At 58.4% G+C, this 20,427-nt stretch carries 22 protein-coding genes and 2 pseudogenes; 15 read left to right on the forward strand and 9 right to left on the reverse strand.

Annotated features, from left to right (window positions below; all coding sequences use genetic code 11):
* Positions 1-258 precede the first annotated feature (258 nt).
* Complete coding sequence (locus LB558_RS06880) at positions 259-936, forward strand: DJ-1/PfpI family protein (RefSeq protein ID WP_224696844.1); 678 nt, start codon at positions 259-261, stop codon at positions 934-936.
* Between the two features lie 232 nt (positions 937-1,168).
* Here the strand turns inward: LB558_RS06880 and LB558_RS06885 are convergent, their stop codons facing one another.
* From LB558_RS06885 to LB558_RS06915, 7 genes are all read right to left on the reverse strand, one after another.
* A complete protein-coding gene (locus LB558_RS06885) occupies positions 1,169-2,167 on the reverse strand; it encodes a hypothetical protein (RefSeq protein ID WP_224696845.1) in 999 nt (332 codons plus the stop codon).
* A gap of 1,130 nt (positions 2,168-3,297) precedes the next feature.
* Positions 3,298-3,681 (reverse strand): hypothetical protein, encoded by a 384-nt coding sequence (locus tag LB558_RS06890; RefSeq protein ID WP_224696846.1) that lies wholly within the window; start codon positions 3,679-3,681, stop codon positions 3,298-3,300.
* A 71-nt stretch (positions 3,682-3,752) separates the two neighbouring features.
* Positions 3,753-5,102, reverse strand: coding sequence for a hypothetical protein (locus tag LB558_RS06895; RefSeq protein WP_224696847.1), 1,350 nt, complete (start codon positions 5,100-5,102; stop codon positions 3,753-3,755).
* 70 nt (positions 5,103-5,172) lie between these two features.
* The gene (locus tag LB558_RS06900; protein ID WP_224696848.1) at positions 5,173-6,855 is read right to left on the reverse strand and encodes a M4 family metallopeptidase; all 1,683 of its coding nucleotides are present in this window, start codon (positions 6,853-6,855) and stop codon (positions 5,173-5,175) included.
* Positions 6,856-6,915: 60 nt separating this feature from the next.
* Positions 6,916-7,218 carry a hypothetical protein gene (locus LB558_RS06905; RefSeq protein WP_224696849.1) on the reverse strand — a complete coding sequence of 101 codons (303 nt, stop codon included), beginning with the start codon at positions 7,216-7,218 and terminating at the stop codon, positions 6,916-6,918.
* Positions 7,219-7,243: 25 nt separating this feature from the next.
* The gene (locus tag LB558_RS06910) at positions 7,244-7,912 is read right to left on the reverse strand and encodes an acyl-homoserine-lactone synthase (RefSeq protein WP_224696850.1); all 669 of its coding nucleotides are present in this window, start codon (positions 7,910-7,912) and stop codon (positions 7,244-7,246) included.
* An 83-nt stretch (positions 7,913-7,995) separates the two neighbouring features.
* Positions 7,996-8,718 carry a LuxR family transcriptional regulator gene (locus LB558_RS06915; protein WP_224696851.1) on the reverse strand — a complete coding sequence of 241 codons (723 nt, stop codon included), beginning with the start codon at positions 8,716-8,718 and terminating at the stop codon, positions 7,996-7,998.
* Positions 8,719-9,117: 399 nt separating this feature from the next.
* On the opposite strand from LB558_RS06915, the gene LB558_RS06920 reads away from it, so the two are divergent.
* Together LB558_RS06920 and LB558_RS06925 are read left to right on the forward strand one after the other, a co-directional pair.
* A complete protein-coding gene (locus LB558_RS06920; protein WP_224697203.1) occupies positions 9,118-9,858 on the forward strand; it encodes a GntR family transcriptional regulator in 741 nt (246 codons plus the stop codon).
* Positions 9,859-9,886: 28 nt separating this feature from the next.
* Positions 9,887-10,321: an acyl-CoA thioesterase gene (locus tag LB558_RS06925; protein ID WP_224696852.1), complete on the forward strand. Its 435-nt coding sequence runs from the start codon at positions 9,887-9,889 to the stop codon at positions 10,319-10,321.
* Between the two features lie 36 nt (positions 10,322-10,357).
* Here LB558_RS06925 and LB558_RS06930 read toward each other — a convergent pair.
* Positions 10,358-10,989, reverse strand: a pseudogene (locus LB558_RS06930) (enoyl-CoA hydratase-related protein).
* On the opposite strand from LB558_RS06930, the gene LB558_RS06935 reads away from it, so the two are divergent.
* On the forward strand, positions 10,891-11,259 hold the full coding sequence (locus tag LB558_RS06935) for a hypothetical protein (RefSeq protein WP_224697227.1): 369 nt from the start codon (positions 10,891-10,893) through the stop codon (positions 11,257-11,259). The pseudogene LB558_RS06930 and the gene LB558_RS06935 overlap by 99 nt on opposite strands.
* Before the next feature lie 195 nt (positions 11,260-11,454).
* On the opposite strand, the gene LB558_RS06940 is transcribed toward LB558_RS06935, so the two are convergent.
* Positions 11,455-12,615: an MFS transporter gene (locus tag LB558_RS06940; RefSeq protein WP_224696853.1), complete on the reverse strand. Its 1,161-nt coding sequence runs from the start codon at positions 12,613-12,615 to the stop codon at positions 11,455-11,457.
* Positions 12,616-12,862: 247 nt separating this feature from the next.
* On the opposite strand from LB558_RS06940, the gene LB558_RS06945 reads away from it, so the two are divergent.
* The 11 genes and pseudogenes from LB558_RS06945 (at position 12,863) to LB558_RS06995 (ending at position 20,369) form a co-directional block, all read left to right on the forward strand.
* On the forward strand, positions 12,863-13,024 hold the full coding sequence (locus tag LB558_RS06945) for a hypothetical protein (RefSeq protein ID WP_224696854.1): 162 nt from the start codon (positions 12,863-12,865) through the stop codon (positions 13,022-13,024).
* Between the two features lie 25 nt (positions 13,025-13,049).
* Complete coding sequence (locus LB558_RS06950; RefSeq protein WP_224696855.1) at positions 13,050-13,541, forward strand: cupin domain-containing protein; 492 nt, start codon at positions 13,050-13,052, stop codon at positions 13,539-13,541.
* A gap of 323 nt (positions 13,542-13,864) precedes the next feature.
* Positions 13,865-14,185, forward strand: coding sequence for a winged helix-turn-helix transcriptional regulator (locus LB558_RS06955; RefSeq protein ID WP_224696856.1), 321 nt, complete (start codon positions 13,865-13,867; stop codon positions 14,183-14,185).
* Between the two features lie 148 nt (positions 14,186-14,333).
* Positions 14,334-14,432: a DUF2274 domain-containing protein gene (locus tag LB558_RS06960; RefSeq protein WP_224697204.1), complete on the forward strand. Its 99-nt coding sequence runs from the start codon at positions 14,334-14,336 to the stop codon at positions 14,430-14,432.
* Between the two features lie 354 nt (positions 14,433-14,786).
* Complete coding sequence (locus LB558_RS06965) at positions 14,787-14,957, forward strand: hypothetical protein (protein WP_224696857.1); 171 nt, start codon at positions 14,787-14,789, stop codon at positions 14,955-14,957.
* A 359-nt stretch (positions 14,958-15,316) separates the two neighbouring features.
* Positions 15,317-16,105 carry a hypothetical protein gene (locus LB558_RS06970; protein WP_224696858.1) on the forward strand — a complete coding sequence of 263 codons (789 nt, stop codon included), beginning with the start codon at positions 15,317-15,319 and terminating at the stop codon, positions 16,103-16,105.
* Between the two features lie 119 nt (positions 16,106-16,224).
* Positions 16,225-16,335: pseudogene (locus tag LB558_RS33140) on the forward strand (helix-turn-helix domain-containing protein); the annotation flags it as partial.
* Between the two features lie 236 nt (positions 16,336-16,571).
* On the forward strand, positions 16,572-17,453 hold the full coding sequence (locus LB558_RS06980; RefSeq protein WP_224696859.1) for a GHMP kinase: 882 nt from the start codon (positions 16,572-16,574) through the stop codon (positions 17,451-17,453).
* Positions 17,454-17,471: 18 nt separating this feature from the next.
* Entirely contained in the window at positions 17,472-18,512 is a 1,041-nt protein-coding gene (locus LB558_RS06985) for a cysteine synthase family protein (RefSeq protein WP_224696860.1), read from the forward strand.
* 94 nt (positions 18,513-18,606) lie between these two features.
* Positions 18,607-19,890 (forward strand): MFS transporter, encoded by a 1,284-nt coding sequence (locus LB558_RS06990; RefSeq protein WP_224696861.1) that lies wholly within the window; start codon positions 18,607-18,609, stop codon positions 19,888-19,890.
* Positions 19,890-20,369 carry a GNAT family N-acetyltransferase gene (locus tag LB558_RS06995; protein WP_224696862.1) on the forward strand — a complete coding sequence of 160 codons (480 nt, stop codon included), beginning with the start codon at positions 19,890-19,892 and terminating at the stop codon, positions 20,367-20,369. The genes LB558_RS06990 and LB558_RS06995 overlap by 1 nt, the downstream gene beginning before the upstream one ends.
* Positions 20,370-20,427: the final 58 nt, after the last annotated feature.

The following is a 20,427-nucleotide window of genomic DNA, read 5'->3' on the forward strand; positions in this document are numbered from 1 at the left end:
AGGCAGCCCGGCAGCAGATGTGTCTTTGAAGGCGTTCTGATTGAGATGGCTTCAGGCTGGTCTCATCCTTCGGGAGTATGGGCGCAAGACGCAAAATCATGCAAGTAGACAAATCAAGGTTGCAAAGCTCGACCATCGGCCGGGCATGCGATGGCACGCCTGCCACTATTGGCGGGGGCTGAAAAGGTAGGCTTTACGTCGTTGTGGAGGCGTGAGGTGCCGTGCGGATTGTTTGCTGGCTTTATTGGAGACTATATTATGTCATTGCCGCTTCAGGTTGGTTTTCTCTGCTATCCGGCGCTCACTCAACTTGATTTGATGGGACCGGCCCACACATTCGCCAGCATCTCCGACGTCCATTTGGTCTGGAAGAAAATCGAACCGATTGTCAGCGACACGAAGCTCATCCTCACGCCGACGACGACCTTTGCGGATTGCCCGCAACTCGACGTGATTTGCATTCCTGGCGGTTATGGCTCGGACAAGATGGTGCTCGACGACGAAGTTCTGGACTTCGTGCGCAAACAGGCAAGTGGCGCGAAATACGTCACCTCCGTCTGCACAGGCTCGCTCATTCTCGGCGCGGCAGGCCTTCTAAGGGGCTACCGCGCGACCAGCCATTGGGTCGCACGGGACATCCTAGAAATGTTCGGCGCCATACCGTCGAAGGAGCGCGTGTGTGTCGACCGCAATCGCGTGACCGGCGGCGGCGTGACCGCTGGCATCGATTTTGGCCTGACGCTGGCGTCAATGCTATTCGACCGTGCTACGGCGGAGGGCATCCAGTTGCGCATGGAGTACGATCCCGCCCCACCCTTCGACGCCGGCTCGCCGGAGAAGGCGTCGGCGGCCGTGCTGGCCGCGGCGCGGGAGCGGTTCGCTCCGTCCCAAGCCACGCGCATCGAATCCGCGAAGCTGGCGGCGGCCCGGCTGTAATCAACGCCTTCGAGGCTTACCGCACCTCCGATGGAAAACTCCCACGACGACGCCGCATGCGAGGCCGGAAGTCCGGAAAGCTTCCAGGAAGCCCAGCCCACCCGGATACCGTTCGACACCTCGCGTCCTCGAGAGGATTTGTGCGGGGCGACGTTTATTCGGACGGTCGCCGGTAGGAAAACACCGCCTCCGCGCCGCGCGATTTTGAGCCTTTTAACGACTGCCAACGTAGCTAGGAACGCATGCCGGCCGGCTGTTCGCCTGTTGCTGTATTTCCGGGTGAAGCGCCTTCTTCTTGATCCTCGTCTTGCGACTCGCCGAACTTCCGAGCGTCCTTGCTATCGACCTCGGACTCGGTCGGCCGGCGCGTACTAAGCAGTTCGATGCCCGCGGAACTCAATCTTTCCATGGCGCCGTCGGCGAGCAAGCCGGACAAGACACCCAAGAGGCCTAGGGCAAATACATTTAGCTCACTAGGGCTGCCGGCGCCCGGGCCGACGCCCGACCCAACTGACAATTGGCCCGCCTTCACAAGCAGAAATATAGCAAGCGCGGCTGCCATTCCCTGCAGGGGCCGGAACAAATGCCACGATACGGAGCTTTCGTACGGGCTCACGCTTCCGCGGGGAGAAAGGTGGAGTTGCAGCATGAACAGTAAACTTCCGAGCGCTCCCATCGACACCGTCACTATGAGAACAAGCATCGGATGAGGAAGCGACGCTAGCGGAAGCGCCTCAGGCATCCAAGGGAAAACAAGTTTCCCGAAGCTAATATAACTATCAAGATCTTTCGATGCGCTATATGATGGTGACGATTCGTATTTATCAACAGCCAACTGGTAGGCACCTATACTCTTTAATATCTCGTCACGCTTGGTATTCATTGGCACAACGCCAGAAGCTTCTCGGTATATTTTTACAAACTCGGTACACGTATCCTTAGAAGCCGATTGCGCACTCATTGCGTCGCAGCGTTTTTCTATCTCCTCAGCGATTTGCGGAGCGGCAGGAGGAGGGTCTACCTTGGAGAATAAAACAGGGGTCAACAAGGCCGACAGATCCCTCAGCCTAGCAAAATCAACTGGCCCCTTACCCCCGTCCGAACCGACATCCTCGTCCTGGGAGCTCTTCAATTTCTCCAGGATGGCAACGTTATTGGCATAGTGGCGGCCCTCGAGTTGTATCGTGGCGATCGACACTGTCTTGCTGGCGGTGCTAAGCGCCCCGATCACCTGCTCCTGAAATTGAATTGCGCTAAAAGAATTGAATTGCGCTAAAAGATATCAGAATCATACCCAAAGAAAGGTAGAGCCAAAGCGCGATCCAAACGAAGATGAATATGGATTTGGCGTTATTTTTAGTCATTGCACCGGCCACCCACCGCGCTTGTCGCTCACCGTGTTCAGGCTGCATATCCGCTACGAGTTATCGTCACTGGACCTGATCGTATGAGCACGTTGCCGCTTTCGCCACTTCGCATGCCGCTCTCTTTGCAGTAGCAGAGGCTCTGCACGCTTCGTATGCCTCAGTGTCGTTCTGTTGGGCCGCCTGACACTTTGCACGTTCCACGGAGTATAGCTGGTTCTGCACAGCCCTTTGTGCCTCGCACACGGGATCGTTTCCACGTTGCATGCATTGGCCGAAAGCCATTAGTAGACAAACATTGCAATCGCGGGTGTCACGGTTTTCGAGGCATTCTTTTTGTGGAGCTTTCAACGATTCGCAGTCGTCTATGGTCGGGCAACTCGGAGCGGCAGAGTAACAGGAGTCCGGCGAGGCATCTGCCGTCGCGATGGGTTGAGACTTAGTCCCCGAAGTCTTGCGCTGTCCAAGTTCGTAAAATGTTTCCCCCCCCGCCTACTGCCGTGAGCATAAGAAGAATCCCGATCGCGACTCCTCGAAGCATTTTCAGATTTCCCGTACGCGCACACCGCGCGGAGCCTTGCCAGGCTAGTTATAACGCTAATATTAGTTGACACTAATACTAAATTCGTAGCGGGTCAAAGCACTTGTGAAGAAATCATTTGGCAACTGAGAACTCACGGCCGGCCCCTCCCCTTCACCCGCACGCTTCTACCAGCGGCAGGCAATTGACTTGAGTCGATAAGGGAATGAGCATGTGCAAGCCGCAGCGGGCATGCTGTGTACTTGGTGAGCAGTCCCCGTTCGGCTCTGACTATACAATATTAGACACAGCGGTCCTGCAACTTGCACCAGGAGCGCGCATCCAGTGAACTCCCCCTGACCGTGCCTAGCGACGCTTCGCGCGTACCACAGCAAAGTTGGTCCTACTGCTGTTGCCAACTCTGTACATTCCGACGCATCCGCGCCGTGACAAAACCTCCCTTGCTTCGGCTGTAAGCTAGCTCAACTTATCCTCCGACCGCTCGGGAGCCTTTGCTGCCAACCACTCATGAATATCACGCAGAATTTGTGTGCCGGTGACCAGCGAACCGTCGCTCAGTTTGATTGAGTACCCGGGTTGCGTCACCTTCCGCCCAAAAGCCGGCATCTGGGGCTTGTCACAAAATCCATCGGCGCTTTCAAGGATCGTCAGAAAAGCCGATGCTTCGAAATCCGCAGTGTTGACGATTGGGATCTGAGCCCCTTCACAATCAACTCCGGGAACGTTGCCCGAGACGAAGTCTTGATAACTTCCGTTCCAGAACTTCCCATGGGGGGCGTTGCCCGCGGTGGGGCCAATTTTGTTCAGATATTCCTGTAGCCTGGTAAACGAGATTGGCACCGACTTGCCCTTTCTTTCAACCTTTTCAGTTCATTGGGCGGCAACCACCGCCCTGACGCTTCCTCTCTTTTTCACCAGATGCACCGGCCGGGTGGCGATGACGCCTCGGCCTGAGCCCGTTGCGGGATCGAATAGAGAAAGTCGCTCGGCAGGTATGCGAGATTATTTGACTTGTCGTAATACCACTCCGGCAGCGGTGCGCCGCGCTCTGTGACGAGCTCATCTTTGTTTGGAACGAAATATCTATCGCCAATCAATTTGCGACATGCTTTGTAGTCGAGCCCAACATCGGGACTATCTGGGGTCAATAAACATATCGCCTTTTGCTGCCCATTTTCTATTGACCCTGCCGTTGCAGAAATGGTGGCCGTCGCATGGCACGTTATGCAGGACGAACGGACGAATCCCTTCTCCACAACCGCGTCTGAGAGTTGCGTCGGCACGCCGAGAGAGGTTTCGAATTCGATCTGCGTGCCACCAAGGACGTAGTTCTGCCAGACGGTGCCATCCAGTATTTTCGGCCGACCAAACGTATCTTCGGTCTCAGCGCCAGGCTTAATCGGATCGTCGGCGGACCCAATTGACAGCTGATCTTTGTGGTGAAAGCTAGCCCAGAACCAATTCGGAATATCTTTTGTAAGTACGTGCAACGTCTCAAGTCCGAACTTTCGACCATTGTATTCGGCGACATAGTACGTGTCCCACCTGTCTTTCGGAACATTTTGCGCTTCGAAATCTATCCAAGCCGCTTTTACCTCGATCGAGTCTGGAGGAAACTCAATCTTTAGTTTCTTTCCTTCGAGAAAGGCCTTGGCATAGCGCTGGAGTCCGTTGGCGCTCCACAGGCAATTCTTCCTTATGAATTCATACGTGGCTCGATTCATGCGAGTCTCCCCGAATGCACCGTGTCCCTCGAAGACCCCGTCTCCTGGCGAGAATTGGGGATGCTTCCTGTCAATGATTGCTAGGTCATGGAACGACACACCCGCCGCACTTGAGGCGAATGCCTCCATGTTTCCCAGTACACTTATCGCGTCCACTGCCGCCGCTGGCACAGAGCCGGGTTTTTCGTCTTTTAACGAATTGTCATTCCAATCGGGCGGCTCAACGCCATCCTTCAAGAACACTTCGCCAGGAACACCATTCTTGCCTGCGTTGCGCCAACTTTCCCAAACAGCAGTGCTGCCGGGCAGGCCAATGGGCTTTGTGCAGTCGGGCTGCCCTCTTGCAATTGCTCGGTCGAGGGCCGGATGGTTAAGCATGAGGAAGAGATCCCAGGCGTGCTTACTCGGAAAATCCACGGCGTCAGAACGCAACGGAGAGGATTGGCAATAGTTGTGCGCCGGCGCAGCCACCGCCGCGCCGTGAAGCAGGGCCGACGATAGCAACAGAGGCGCCGCTAGATGAAAGACTTTTAGCATTCCCTCCTCCCAAGAATGATGTCGACGTTCGTTCCAATCGGCCGCGGTTTTGCCTGCCTGCCTTGGGCAGTCACGGGATCCCAACAGCGTCGAACGCAGCCTCGATTGCGGATACGCGGCGCGCCAATTGGTCAGCAGGCAGATTCCTGAATAATGTGCGTGCTGCGCTAAGCACACTCCTTCGACTGTCGGTAAATTGTGAGGTACGTGAGAGCTGTTGGGTAACGGCGATGTAGAAAATACCGGCGACTTGGTTCACCTCGAAGACGAAACCGGCATCGTCTGCTGCAGTCATTATACGATGCGCCGCCTTGTTATGTATTCCACTGTTTGTGTGAACACCGCCCCAGTCGCCCTTTTGCGTATTCGGCGATACTCTAAAGTCATTCATATGCGCCGGCTGACCAAGAGAAGCTGGATCTGACATGTCGCGGAATGCTCTTCCTCCGCTGGCAAAACCTTGACCGAGCTTCCAGTCCCATTGGCGTCGGTCCGGCTGGCCTCGGTTGGCAATGAGAATGCCGAATATGTCGGAATATGATTCGTTCAGCGCCCCTGACTGCCCTGCGTATTCGAGACGCGAGGTGTTGTCCGTTACGCCATGAAACATCTCATGGCCCACAATGTCCAAAGCGGCGGCCAAGGTGAGGAGGTGGCCGCCGGTCATAACCTGACCGTAGACCATTTGCTGGCCGTTCCAATAGGCGTTGAACCATTGCCTTCCGTCACGGCTCTCGCTCGCAACCACGCAATTCACGCTTGCGTTCATAGGGCCGCCTTGATTGTCGATGTTGTTTCGCATCAATACCGTGCGAAGAAAGTCCGCTACTGCCTCGGCGTTTGCATGGGCACTCACCGCACCAGGAGGCCAAACCGGCGACACCTCCTGACCAGGCAGAGCTGCTTCATGCAAGGTTGGATCGTCAAACCGGAAGTCAAAGGTCTCGATGTTATTCGTCGTGTCTTTGAGCACGCTTCGATTGCCGATTGTTTCGACCCGGATGCTGCGCTGAATTTGTCGGGCATCGATCGCATTCTGGACCTCCGACGCCATACTGGGCGTGCGCGGAAGCTCAGCAATCACCCGGCCCGTTTTCGCATCGACGACGTAGTCGAAGTAGCGCGGGGCGATCCGTTCCGTCTTCTTAGGACCTCGCTCCGATAGGGCGACTGGCACGTCTTCAAAGATGAATGCGAGGTGCCACTTGGCCCGTGAAGCGACGTAATAGTAATTAAGTCGCGGAGCAATGCCTGTAAGGTCTTTCTTGAAGGGCGGCTTATTCACGACCGCCTTAGCCGCCTCCGCAGGTGAAATTTTCGCTAATGCCTGCACACCTGTTGGCTCGCCCAACGCAGAGTTAATGCTGACCAATCGATTGCTTTCATCGAGTTCGACTGTGACCAGCGACCCGTAAACCGGGATATCGTGGAAGGCTTGTCGGAACTTTACCGTTCGCGTGCCGGTGAGGGGCACGGTATCGGTTCCGATCGTTTTGAATTGGCTTTCCGCGTCCTCCGTTGTCGGGGCAACAAAGGTGGGCGTCAGCTTGCTCTCTAGTGCCTGGTTCAGATAGCGCCTCGCTGCTGTTTCAGGGTCAACAGATTCTGTAGCTGCAGCCGGGAAGGCAAAGGTTGGATGCGCTGCTTGCTCCTTTTCGAGCGCAGTGAATGTAGCGTGGGATTGCTCGTCCTGCGCGTGGATGGAGAATGACTTGAGACCGTTTCCACTACGGTCGTCACCTGCGGGCGCCATGGATAACTCTTTCGATTCACCACTCTGTTTTGGGTACCGATATCCCGCTCGTGCGTAGCCCTATTGGCTATCGCATTTCTTCTCGGGGTCGGGCTTCCATTCCGCGGCTTTGAGCAAGGTCCCCTGCTGGCAGGTATCCGCATCACCGCTGACAGTGCCCGTCACGGTGCCATAGGTGCCAGGAACTGGCTTCGGGCTGGCATGTGTAATGTTGTAGAGTTTGTCCTTATCTTTCAGCACGACACAGCCGCTTTCAACGCCCTTCTCTGCGCATCCTGAGACATTCACCTGCTGCGCTGCAGAGCCAAATGTAAGCGCCGCCAACGCCGTGGTTGTGAAGATAGCTAGAGCAAGCTTTTTCATCTCATCCTCCTAAGGTCAGTTTTTGCTAGGCACATGCGCGCCGTCTGCCTTCAAGTGCCGGCATTCCTTCGATGAACGGTAGCTGCGTTCCGCGCCGAACCAGTAGCGAATAATCGATACCAAGGATCTTGCGGACGCTGGCTAGCGCGGCCTCGTTCACCTCGATGTAGGCAACGATGTACCATTCGCCGTTTTGTTCCCTGGCCATGCCCAGGGGCTCGGCTCGCCACTTCAGCGCGCCGTGGTGAGGCATGAAGTAGGTTTCCTGGACGCCACCGACGGCGCTCAGGCCCTCGTCGAGCGCGTAGTCCATCACCGCGCAGCACAGCTGGGTCAGCGTCCCCCTCAAGCCGGTCGAGCGCTTCTCAGGGACGACGAAGGTGCGCGTCCACTCGGCCCAATCTGGACGTCGGGGAACACCCGACCTTTCACACATGTGAGGAAAGACCTCCGAGACCATATGCGGCTCGCTCGTTGGGATCAATCGAGCCGAGGTCACCACACGACCATCTTCGAGACCCAGCAGGTACGTCGCCGCGTCCGTGTCGAACTGGTCCAGCTCGCGACCGTCTGGGCTTGGAGGGCGCCAGCGCTTCTGATGCACGAAGAAGTCGTGCCGGCGGCGCAAAAACTCGTCAAACTCGTTTTCGTAGAGGTGTTTATTCAGCGCATTGACGACATGAACAGCTATCATCACGCGACCCCCTATCCTTCGTCAGAAGAATAGTTGCAGCCACGCTAAAATACGTCACCTGTCCGTTCGGACAGTTGACAGGGCTAGGGGTGGATTAGCCGCCTGCGCACCGCCTCAACGACCGCTTGCGTGGTCGTGCCGACGCCAAAGGCCTCACGTGCTTGCATTGCATGCCATTTAACCGTGCGCTCGGTCATGCCGAGGATTTGGGACGTCTCCGACATGGTCTTGCCGGCCGCTGCCCACAGGAGCACTTCCTTCTCCCGCTCTGTCAGCACGCTATCAAACTCGCTATCGACGTGCGCCAAGGCCTGGATTGACATGCCGGCGTAGACCGCCATCGTTACCAGTTGCACCTGTTGGCGGGGCGACAGACTGCACGCCTTTTGCGAAGAGGCGAAGGACAGCACTGATTGCCAATGATGGACGCTAAGCATCGGCACAGCGAAGCCGCTCAAGATGCCGAACTCCGTCGCCTCGCCTGCAACTCGCCGGGAAGCCTCTGTGTCAGACCATTTTGCCGGCACTTCGGCCCAGAGGAATGGCTTCAAAGTTTTTGCCGAATAGATGCAGACGCCGTCGACAGCGGCATGCTCGGCCTCGACATAACGCTCGAACCAGCCTGCGGGCCAGCCGTTCAGTTCAACCATTGGGGCCAACTTTTGACCGCCGAGGGGAACACCGCTCAGGATCAGGTGCTCGAACCCCAGGTTTCTCACCGTATCGAGAAGATCGCTCAATAGCGGCCCGGTTGCGATGTGCTTCCGGCAGCGTTCGACAAAGTCGAATACATCTGAATCGATCATCGGATAGACGCCCCAACTCGTACGCCCGATGCAATTATGCGCCAAATTTGGCCGCTTGAAGTATCTTATTAAAAACGCCGTCTTTTCGCCAGTGGTTACCGGCGTTCGAAATCGTTTTTCTGATTTCGCGATCTTACCAATAAAAAGACGTGATGAAGCATCCTTGCTGTCTTCCTAAACCCTCGGCTACGATCTCCGTGGCCGATGGGTAATGCTGGAGGCGATAACATGGCCGACGCCGCCACCATTGGACCGAAATTTCGACGGCTTTCGAGTGCCTGCAGACGCTACGATGGCGCACCCTGAGATCTGCTATGGCAATTAACGGCTATGGCTGTGCGCCTCTCAATCTGATATCTCACAATTCATGGAATCGGCGAAAGAATAATGCAGATCGAAATGAACACCCGCAGGCGAGGCAGGCCTCAGTCACTCGCACCAAACCTCGCCCCGGCTGACACCAGTCTGAGCGAACCAATAGAACGCCAAGTCTACCGCAGCATCAGGCGCGGTTTAATGAGCGGGCTGATTGCACCGGGCACGGTGCTGACCGGCCGTTCATTGGCGACACAACTCGCGGTCAGCGTCCAACCCGTGCGCGATGCGCTAAAGCGGCTGGAGGCCGACGGGGTTCTCGTCAGCCGGCCGCAGAGTGGCTTCTTCCTCCGCGACCTGACGGTCGCAGAGTACCGCGAGATCACCGAGATCAGGCAGCGGCTGGAGGGGATGGCGGCCCGGCACGCGGCAATAGACGTCGCCCCGAAGACGATCGCGCGCCTGCGCAAGCTAAACTCCGCGATGGCGAAGCTGCCCAAGCCTCATCCGAAACTTGAGCAGAACGTCGACTACCTGGCGCAGAACTTCCTGTTCCACTTCACTATCTACGAGGAGGCGCGGTTGCCAGCGCTGCTGGCGATGATCGAAAATCTCTGGATGCGAATCGGGCCGGCGCTGCACCACCACCCGCATGCCTTCAACCGCACCGACACGATGCGCAAGCATGAAGCGATCATCGAGGCCTTGGAGCGCCACGACCCAGAAGGCGCGGAGGCGGCAGTCGCCTACGATCTAAGCAGTGCTGCCGACTTCATCGTTCAGCACCTTCCAGACGAACGCGGCGTCATGGGGACTGCGGCTTAGGCCCCGAACGGATCCTCTGGAGACATAGATGACACTGCTGTTGAGATCGATCGTGCATCCATGGCTGTGCGACATAATGGGCCACCTCACGACGCGGCACTACATGGGGATGTTCGATGATGCGAACCTTTTGCTCTTGCACGAAGCAACCGGGTGGCAAGCCGGCGGTGAGGGATGGGCCGACATGGGTTGGGCCGATGTACGCAACGAGCTCGAATACAAGGATGAACTCCCTGCCGGTACCTTCATCGAGATCACGGGCGGTTTGAAACGCATCGGCACATCGTCGCTAGAAATCTTCCTTGAGATGCGCAGGATGGACCGTAAGTCGCTGGCCGCGACCATGCTTGCGAAAATCGTCTTCTTCGACCTGTCGCGAAGGAAGTCTCGGCCGCTCTCCGAGGAGATGCGCGATCGAGCCGCCAAATTCCTGCTCGCGGCCGATGAGACGAGCGGGGGGTAAGCCGCGCGGGCGGCGGGAACCGCCGAAGCTTTTGTCTCAGCGGCCCTTCCATTGCGGCTTGCGTTTTTTCCGCGAAGGCCTTCGGCCCCTCGATGTGATCCTGGACACCAGCATTCTGGCATCGACCGGGAACCGCCGTTCGTGGATCGCGTCGAAGGCTTCGCTCATGGTCATGCCGTCCATTCCCGGCAGGCATCCCTTGATGGCGCGCACCGAAGGCGGCGCGCCGTCTGCAATCGTCTGGGCAAGGGCGCGCGCCTTCTCCATGACTTCGCCGGGCTGGACGACGGCGTTGACGAGGCCCAAGCGCGCGGCCTCCGCCATGCCGGTGGGCAGCATCTCGGCGGCGATGTTGACCGGTATCTTGCGCGGCAGGCGTTGCAGGCCGCTGGCGTCGGCGGCCACGCGGACATGCGTTTCGGGCAGCGAAAAGGTGGCGCTCTCGACGGCTACAACGAGGTCGCAGGCAAGTGTGAGCTCGGCCCTCCCGCCGACGGTGAGCCATTAAGGGCGGCGATGACGGGCTTGTCGAGGTCCCACATTTCGCTCAATCCGGCACCCCCCGGGCCGTGATCGGCGTCTTCGGCCTCACCCCCTGCGGCGGCCTTAAGGTTCCAGCCGGCAGAGAAAATCTTGTCGCCGCCGCCGGTGACGATGGCGCACCGCAGAGCGGCGTGCGGATCGAGCCGGTGGTGGAAGTCGCCGGCCTCTCCACCGGAACCTCCCATCCCGCCGTGACATTCGTGAAAGCCCTCGTTCAGCGTAACGACCATGCGCGGGTGGATTACTGTACGGAGGCCGGCCTTTTCAGCACGCGCGGCGGAATCGTCTCCGTGGTCTGCGGGCCAAGATCGATGCAGCAGGGCCACAAGCCGGACGAATTCTTATCGCTGCCGCAGATCGAAAAAATGCTGGCAAATGGTCGACAGCCTCACTGACGAACTGGAAGTCTCAAGCTTGCCCTGGTGAGAACGCATCACAGACTTGGAGTGACCTTACGCGAGATTCAAGCAAGAGGCCAACGCCCATACCTCCCGACGCCGCGGTAGGACGACAGGATGTTGACGCGATTTCCACGCGGTACAAGCAGTCGCCATCGAAGGTGCGGTTCCAACCTCGCGGGCTAATCCAGGCTACCGGTTCCCCGACCGCACTGACACAACCATCGCGAAAATCGAGAGCAGCGATCCAACCACCCCTAACCCCATCCATGCGGCGTGGGAGACGGCAAACGATCCCGCAGCGGCTCCCACCGCACCCCCCAGGAAATATGAGGCCATGAAGACGGTATTGACCCGTGCTCGCGCCTCACCCGCCGTGTCTTGCGAACGAGCCTGGTTGGCAACCAATGAAACCCGATTGGCGAGATCGAGGCATCCCAGACAGGCAATAAGCGGGAACAGGCTCGTTCCAAACATTGCCAATCCACAAACTGCGAAGAGAGAAACTGCCGAGGCGGAGATCAACAGATGCCTGCTGCCGGCCTTGTCAACCCAAGAGCCGGTGACTGGCGCAGACACGATGCTGACTATCCCGATTAAGCCGAACAGCCCGATGATCGAGACTGGAAAATTGTAGGGAGGCCGAGCGAGAAGCGATGCGAGACTGGCCCAGACCGCGCTGAACACTCCGAACATGGTGGCTCCGCAGAAGCACGCCTCCCGAAGCGGTCTGCTCTGCCGCAGCAGTTGGACCAACGACCGCATCAGTGCAGACCAACTCAGATCGCTGGTCGAGGTTGTGGTGGGGAGCGCCCACAGAATGCAAGTCAACAGCAGGGTGTCCAACGTCGCCGCCAGAAAAAAAACTTCGCGCCAGCTCGTTGATGAAGCGACCAAGCCGCTCACGATCCGGGCGAGAAGTGGTCCTGCGGCCATCCCGCTCAGGAGCGCTCCGATAACCCTTCCACGTCGCGGCGCTGGTGTCAGACCCGAAACCGTTGGAATGATGATCTGCGCGGTGACCGCCGAAGCACCCAGAAAGAAGCTCGCGGCGAGTAGGACAAGGAAAGAACTCGCGACTGCGCACGCAAGCGCGCTCAGCAGGTTGAAGAAAACCAGGAACTTGATCAGTTTGCGCCGCGCGATACGATCTGCCAAGGGCACCAGGAAAAGCAAACCGGTGGCATATCCGACTTGGGTTAGAGTGATAATCAGCCCGACCGCCGAAGCATCCTGGCCGAACGAGATCCCGATTAACGGCAGGACCGGTTGGCTAACATAGGTGACCGAGACAGCGAGGGCACAACTCGATGCAAGCGGAAATATCCGAAGCTTTTCAGCACCACCATTCATGCCAGCTAACCACTGCGGCCGCTACGTGGGGTCTGCGGGGTATGCGGCCTTGAACGCCGGGAGCGCATCGCAGGCCGCCGTGACTGAGTGGACCCTAGACAGGTCGGATGTCTTCACGCCCCACCGATCGGCGTTATACATCTGAGGCACCAGGCAGATGTCAGCCATCGTGGGTGTAGGCCCGTAACAGAACGTGCCCACCGGAAGTCGGTTCAGCATTTCCTCGACCGCTACCAAGCCGTCCCGAATGAACCGCCGCATCCAGGCAATCTTCACGTTGGCGTCAACGCCCATAGACCAGTCTGGCATTATCCGGTTCGCCGATATCAGGCCCGACTGGCTTGCACGAACCGAACCGGCCGATATCGTCGCGGCCGTTCGCGAAATCACCAGCCGCGCCGCAGCATGACTGACAGAAAGCACGAGACAAAATCTTGACACATGATCACAGCCACGATGACAACCACAGCCACGTACCGGTCGACTGGCGCGAGAATGGCGTAAAGGTCATTCCCGGAGATTCGCTCGACCCAAACACGGCGCAGACGCCTGGCATGAACCGGGCAGCCGCCATCAGCAAGGCACGTGCAGGCGCTGAAAAGATCTGGGCCGGCACGGTGACGATCCACGCCAATGCCAAGACTGGCGCGCATCATCACGGCGACCTGGAAAGCATCATCTATGTGGTGAAGGGCAAGGCGCGCATGCGATGGGGCGAGAGCCTGGAATTTGTGGCGGAGGCCGGCCCTGGCGACTTCATCTACGTGCCGCCGTACGTCCCGCATCAGGAGATCAACGCCAGCCGCGACGAGACGCTGGAATGCGTCCTGGTGCGGTCGGGTCAGGAGCCGGTGGTGGTCAATCTCGATATCGAACCCGTGGAAGCGCCAGAGGAGGTGCTCTGGAAGGATCCCATTCACCGGTAAGATGTCGCGCTTCGTCGAACGTTGGGGCAGGCTCCTATTGCGAACGGCCGTTGGTCGCCGATAGTGCGCAGGCTGTTGTCCAATAAAAGTTCTGGCCGGCTCGCAGAAGTCCAGATTGCCCTTATGCGACTATTTCAGCACGAAACGCGCACGCACGATGAAGCGTCGAACGGCTGACATTGGGGCCGTTTCCGGACCGTCAGGTCTTAGCTCCAGCTGTGCAGATAGCTCGACCTTGCCGCCGGTGGAAATGTCATCCCCCCACCCAAACCTGCACCCCGACGCTTCACGGCTTCACTTGCGGTCTCGACGCGACGCTGCGGGTGATCGCCGGCAAGTGGAAGCCGTTGATCCTGTACTTCGTCGCCCAAGACGGCCCGACGCGCTACGGGCAGTTGCGGCGAGCCGTGCGCGACGTCAGCGACAAGATGCTGATCCAGCAACTGAAGGAGTTGGAGGCTGACGGCCTTGTGAAGCGGACTGACTACAAGGAGATCCCGCCGCGGGTGGACTACAGCCTTACTCCGTTAGGCCGCAGCCTGGCCGAGGCTCTCGTGCCGCTCTGCTCCTGGGGCACGGAAAACATGGCCGAGGTCACCCGCGTCTTCGCCCTGCGCGGGGCTTTGAACAGCAAAGGATTGTAGGCGCACGACCTGTGCTTTCAAATCTGGTGAAAGGACCGCAGGCGCAGCACCCTGGTTCGTCGCTACCAATCCAGTAAATGTCACCGTTTCGAGGTGGCTGCGGCGCCCCACCGCCGCTCTCGCTTTTGCGCCAATTCGTTCGGCCGCGATTAAGCCAGTGAGACTGATTGTACCGATGCTTGATCGCTTCGTTGCCATCGATCGAAGCTTCGCGACGGTACGCCGCTCGCCCCTAAAAATTGAATGACGTTAAACGGTGGTCGACGGTCCCGCATCCAGCGCTACGATCGGCCGCCGAGCCCGGCAAGTAGGTGACGCGGGGATGATGCGCTCAACGATGAATTCGCCACCAGCGCGCCGCCCTGCTTCCGTCGCGCCGCCCGCCGCAGTGACTTCGCAGCGCGACCGATCCATCCACGCCGCTCCACATTCCGGTCGATGCGGACGCCGCGGCGCCGCACGAGATCTCAAAACGGTCTGACTTAGGACATCAGCAGATGACTCAGTACGATCCTGCCAATTCCAGGACGCCCGGTCATGCTGCATGAGCTAGTTCGTACGGTCGACAATCGGGTCGTGAACCGCTTCCAGCCAACCGCCCATGGGAATGATCGCCATCCACCCGCATCTCACCCGTGCGTCGAAACTGGTCGATCGTGGCGCGATATTCCGGATCGACACTGCGCAGACTGTTCAGCGTCTGCGCTGCCGCGACCGTGATCTCAATCGTGATATCGCCCCGCTCGCCAGGACGAACGCCAACCCTGAATGACGGTGGCCATTAACGGATGCCTTGAACTGCACCCTCGGACAGTTCGATACCGCCCACGTAGCGCTCGACAAACGAGACATTCAGGCCTGCCGGCAGCCCGGACCGCGCCGCCGCCTCCCTCATCAATGCGCACGCTCAGCGCATGGAACTGCTGCTGTCGTTTCGGTGATCTCCAACAAGTTCGCGCAGAATCGTCTTTGCTCTTGGGCAGGCCCTTTTCCCATGCCAGCCGGACGCCCGACTGTTCCGGCATAAACGGCCTGCCAACAGGCATCCGATCAGCACACAGGAGAATCGTCACACATCCGAGTGACACGGGCGAGAAACTTGTTACGCTGAGATTAGTGGAGGAGACACTAATGCCGATCGATGACTACTTCGGGCTTGAGCCGGAGCGTGAGCCCGACCTACTAACTTCCCTTGGGCCAATGCTATCTGTCATCGCTCTGGTGTCCTTGTTGGCAGGATTTAGTTTCGGACAGCTTATTCAATCTCAGTTCGCAGACATTGGCACTCGAAACTACATGCTCGCGCGGGCGGTCGATCAGTTCGATGAGGCCGTTACCTCGGCCGATGACCTGGCTGCTAGCGCCCAGCAAAATATTAGAGCCGTGTTTGGCGCCAATGGTGTTTCGCCTGAGGTGCCGAAGCCGCCAGAGAAGAAAGCCGAAGGTGACATCGACAAGGCAAAGGGTACGACAGACACACCTCAGCCTGCTCCTACTACACCTCCGTTCCCGCCAAAGCTGGAGATCAAAGGCCTCGACCAATTACGCGCAGCAAATGATGATGTAACCAGGATACGGGACAGACTGAATTTTGAAGTTACGGTTCCAGACGACACAGTCACAAACTTCAGCTTCTTCGGCGAGGCAAACGCTAGGCGAAATACTCATAAAGTTCCTGTTTCATCGCCTAAGCCGGCCGCCCGCATATCGCTCAGCACCACCATTCTGGTGGGGCTTGTACTATTTCTGGCCTGGCTGACAGTCTATTCCCTGCGCATGTACGCTCGTGCGCCAACCGCGGCATCCCGAAAGCTTTATGAGCGCTTATCGATCTTGCTGGTGACTTTTTTTGTTCTTGCCACCGTTGGGATGTTTGGAACGTACCTTGGGGTGAAGATTGTTTTGCCCAGCACTGGCTGATGCGCCACCACGTGTGAGGCGCTTCGGGCGATACTCACCTGACCCGATGTCGATATCTCATGTCGCGCGTTAGAAGCGAAATCCCCCCTGTGAAGCATCCAGTCGCCTTCTACTCGCAGGTTGACGTTCACATCAGTCAACTTCGCAAACTCCTGAAACGCCACTCTCGCAAAACCACAATTCGCACCGTCAGGCTTGCCGGATACGCGCTGCGTCAGAGGGCCCGTTGATTGAGCGCCTGACCTGGGACGGAACCGCTATTTACGAAAGCGCTGTTTAAGCAGATCCTTATTGTTAAAGCATCGATTCGCTTGTTAAGTGGTATATGTATGATAATACAATCATCACTAATGTGCAATAAATACTTCAATATTATAGTATAAAATTCACGAAACTTTTCTTGCCGTAAGTAGCGTTGGCTGACAACTTCGCCGCATCGAAATGATACGCTGCGAAGGGAGAGGCAATGTTTACAGCCACGGGGCGTGCTGAGGCCATGGGCCATCATGGCGAACTGGTCCAGGGCCTGTTTGAAGACACGGGCGGGTCCCTCAAACGCGCTTTGGTGTCGCTGCCTTGTCCCGATTTGAGGGCCAGGGCGTCGTTCCAGCCTGACGAAGGCAACCGCATTATCTCTTTTCCACCAGATCGGCAAAAAGCGCTTCGTGCGGCCGAGCTCACCGCAGCGGCCTTCGGCCCGAAGGGGATGGGTGGCGCCCTGTCCCTCGAAAGCAACATCCCGATCGGCCGTGGCATGGGATCTTCCACCGCTGATGTGCTCGCCAGCATTTTGGCCGTCGCCGACTGCTTGCAGATCAAGGTTTCTGCCGAGCAGGTGATGCATATTGCGGTATGCGCCGAGACGGCCTGCGACTCCACTTTGTTTCAACACCAGGCGGTTCTTTTCGCGCACCGCGAAGGCCTCGTGGTGGAATCCTTCCGAAAAGCCCTGCCGCCGATCGAAGTCATCAGCATCGATACGATGCCGGGTTCGACTGTCGACACGCTTGAATTCGAACCTGCCCGTTACGATCCGGTCGAGATCGAGGCGTTCCGGCCCATTCGCAGTCTGCTGCGCGCGGCCATCAACGCGGCCGATGCAAGATTGCTCGGCAAGGCCGCGACGGCCAGCGCGCACATCAACGAGCGCTTTCTTCCCAAGCCACGCTTGGACGAAATCGAAGCTATCGGCGCCCGCTTCGGAGCTGTCGGCGTGCAGGTCGCCCATAGTGGCACCGTGGTTGGACTGATGTTCGACAAGCGCGATGTCGATGTTTCGCGCAACATCGGGCGAGCCTTCGACATACTGAAGCGATCGGCATTCGAACCGACCATCTTTCACAACTGACCACCGGATCAGAGTGCCATGCCCAAGAGCGAGCAGATGCGTAAACTCGAGGATTTCGAGAATCCCCGGATCGTGCCGCTGGGCGGTACCTTGTTTGCCGCGAGTTTCTTTCTGATGAAGCTCCTGCCGGCGCGCTTCATGTTGGAGCGCGCAACCGAGCGGGGCGACCTGAAACCGGGCGCCACCATCTGCGAGTCCTCATCCGGGACCTTCGGCCTTGCCTTGGCCATGCTTGCGCTCCAGTACCGCCATCCGCTCGTCCTTGTGAGCGACTGGGCGCTTGATCGTCATCTCCATCGCCGGCTGATCGAGCTCGGCGCCAAGATCGCGATCGTCGAGGAACCGGCCGCCTCGGGTGGCCTTCAACGCGCCAGACTTCAACGCCTGGCCGCTTACCTTGACGAATTGCCAGGCAGCTATTGGCCCTGCCAGTACGACAATCCCGACAATCCGCTCTCTTACGGAAAAGTCGCCGCGCTGCTGATCGACCGTGTGGGCCCGGTTGACTGTCTGGTCGGCCCGGTTGGATCGGGCGGTTCGATGTGTGGGATCGCCAGAACTCTACGCTCCCTTTTCCCTGAATTACACACGGTGGGCGTGGACACGCCAAACAGCGTTCTGTTCGGCCAGCCCAGCGGCAGGATCAATCTCAGCGGCCTTGGAGGCAATATCCTGCCGGCCAATGTCGACCATACTCAATTCGATGAAATTCATTGGCTCACGCCCGCCGAAGCTTACGCCGCCACACACGATCTACATCGCACGCATGGCCTCTTCATGGGGCCGACGAGTGGCGCCGCCTACAGGGTCGCGCGATGGTGGGCGGACCGCAATCCGGGAAAAACGGTGATAACGTTGATGCCGGACGAGGGACATCGATATGTCGAGACCGTTTATGACCCGCAATGGCTGGCATCGGTCCCGGGTTGGCCAAGCTCGGTACGGAACGCACCGGTAACCGTCTCTACGCCGGCTGGACCGATGCCCGGCTGGTCACGCCTTGAGTGGAACCGCAGAACGCTCGAGGCTGTCGTGGGGCCGGGCGATGCCTCAATCTGATCAGAACCACTCAGCGAAACGATCAGCCGTGCGCCTCCGCTCGCCTGCAAGCGAGCCGCTCGCTTCTGATGAACCTCATTGAGTGGGGATCGCCGTGGCAACTGAAAGCAGTTCCAAGAGTCTGACCGTGGGTCGGCCCGGCCGCCCTGTGCTTTACGCAATGCTGCTCTTCATGCAGTGCGCACGCAGCATGTTCATTGTCCTGATCTCCTGGTTCACGCTCCAGATCACCGGAAAAACCACGGCGGTGGGCGGGGTTCTGATCTGCTGGCAGGTGCTGGCTCTCACCATTGGTCCGTTGGTCGGACCACATCTCGACCGCTTCCAACGTCGCCTCTTGTTCGGACTCGGCGAAACCACGCACGCCGCAGCCGTCCTGCTTCTGGCGGTCGCTGCGCGGACCATGGTGCCAGAGAGTGTTCCGCTGCTCATTCTTTACGGCTGCGCCTGCCTGGCCTCGTTCGGATCCCTGCTTTCCTATCCAAGCAGCCAGGCATTGCTCCAGCGTGTCGGGGCAAACCGTTTGACCAGGACCGTGGCCTTCAGCATCTTCTACGCGCAGGTGGGAAACATAGCTGGTGCCGCTCTCGCGGGACTGTGTCTGCCGATCGTGGGCATCGCGGGCGGGTTTTCGCTTTGCGCGATGTCATCCTTGATCGCTATCCTGTTCACCTTGATCTTGGCGGTCGATGAGGAGGGCATCAGACGGACGCGCCAGGGGCGCCACGCGAAGGCCGTTATCGTTGGCCTTGCACGGATAGTCAGAGACCCCCGGCTCAGGATTGCGGCTTGCGCGCTGATGCTTGCCTACGCATCGGCCCATGCCTCCAACGCGCTCCTTGCCGGTTTCGCGCGTTACGATCTGAAGCTGCCGGCCAACCTCTATGGCTGGCTTGCCGCCATGTACTCGGGCGGCGGCCTGCTTGGAAGTTTCGCTTTTGCGGGCTGGTTCAGCAAAATCGAAGCGAGGATCGTCATTTCGGTTGGCCTCGTCGCGATATCGCTGGCAACGGCAATGCTATCCACCGCCCAATCGCTGCTCAGTGCCGTGGTTTGGCAAGGTCTTATCGGACTGTCATTCATGATGGTGCGGGCGGCCGGCGACGTCATGGTACTGCGCGGCCTCTCCAACCGTATGGTGGGGCGGGTGCGCAGCAATATCGAGGCGGGCATCGGCCTGGTCGCGATCATCGTCTACCTGATCGCAAGTCTTAGCGAGGCGGCTCCGAGACAGACTTTCCTCGCCATCGGCTGTCTGTTCGGCTTGGCGACTTGCGGAATCTTGTGGATGCAGCGCAGGCAGACTTACTCCGCGGGCCGATGCACGATCATGCCTCGCAAGCTTGCGGGAAAAGAAGGTCCCGGAGGGCTGCGTTAGTGCCGAGCCTGCGTCGCGTCCTGCTTTCCGACAGAGCGGCGATCAAGAGCCTTTCGCTGGATCCCGACCAGGAGCAGTTTGCTGGCACGATCGACACCGTATTCGATGACCTGCAAAAGAGCGCATTTCCGGGCGACGAACACCCGTTCGCAATCGTTGCAAAAGATAACCTCACCGTCGGCTTCTTCGTGCTTCGCGAGAGGGCACGCCTTCCCGAGTGGGCGCCGGCCGGGGTCATCACACTCCACAGTTTGCGAATTTCAAGGATGCACCAAGGCTTCGGATACGGCCGCTCGTCCGTGGAACTGGCAACCGCCTGGATCCGCGAAAACCGTCATCAGATAGATCGCTTGATGCTGGCCGTGAACGCGCGCAACCGGCAGGCCATAGCCGCATATCTTCGCTGTGGATTTGTCGACACCGGGATCAGGGTTGACGGGCCGATCGGCGAACAGCTGGTCCTGGAGATCGCCGTCTGAGTTCTGGAGGCTTTCCTTTTCTTACTGCATGGGTATACTAGGTATATCAGGAGGGAAA

This window comes from Mesorhizobium sp. CO1-1-8, from assembly GCF_020164875.1.
GTDB lineage: Bacteria > Pseudomonadota > Alphaproteobacteria > Rhizobiales > Rhizobiaceae > Mesorhizobium.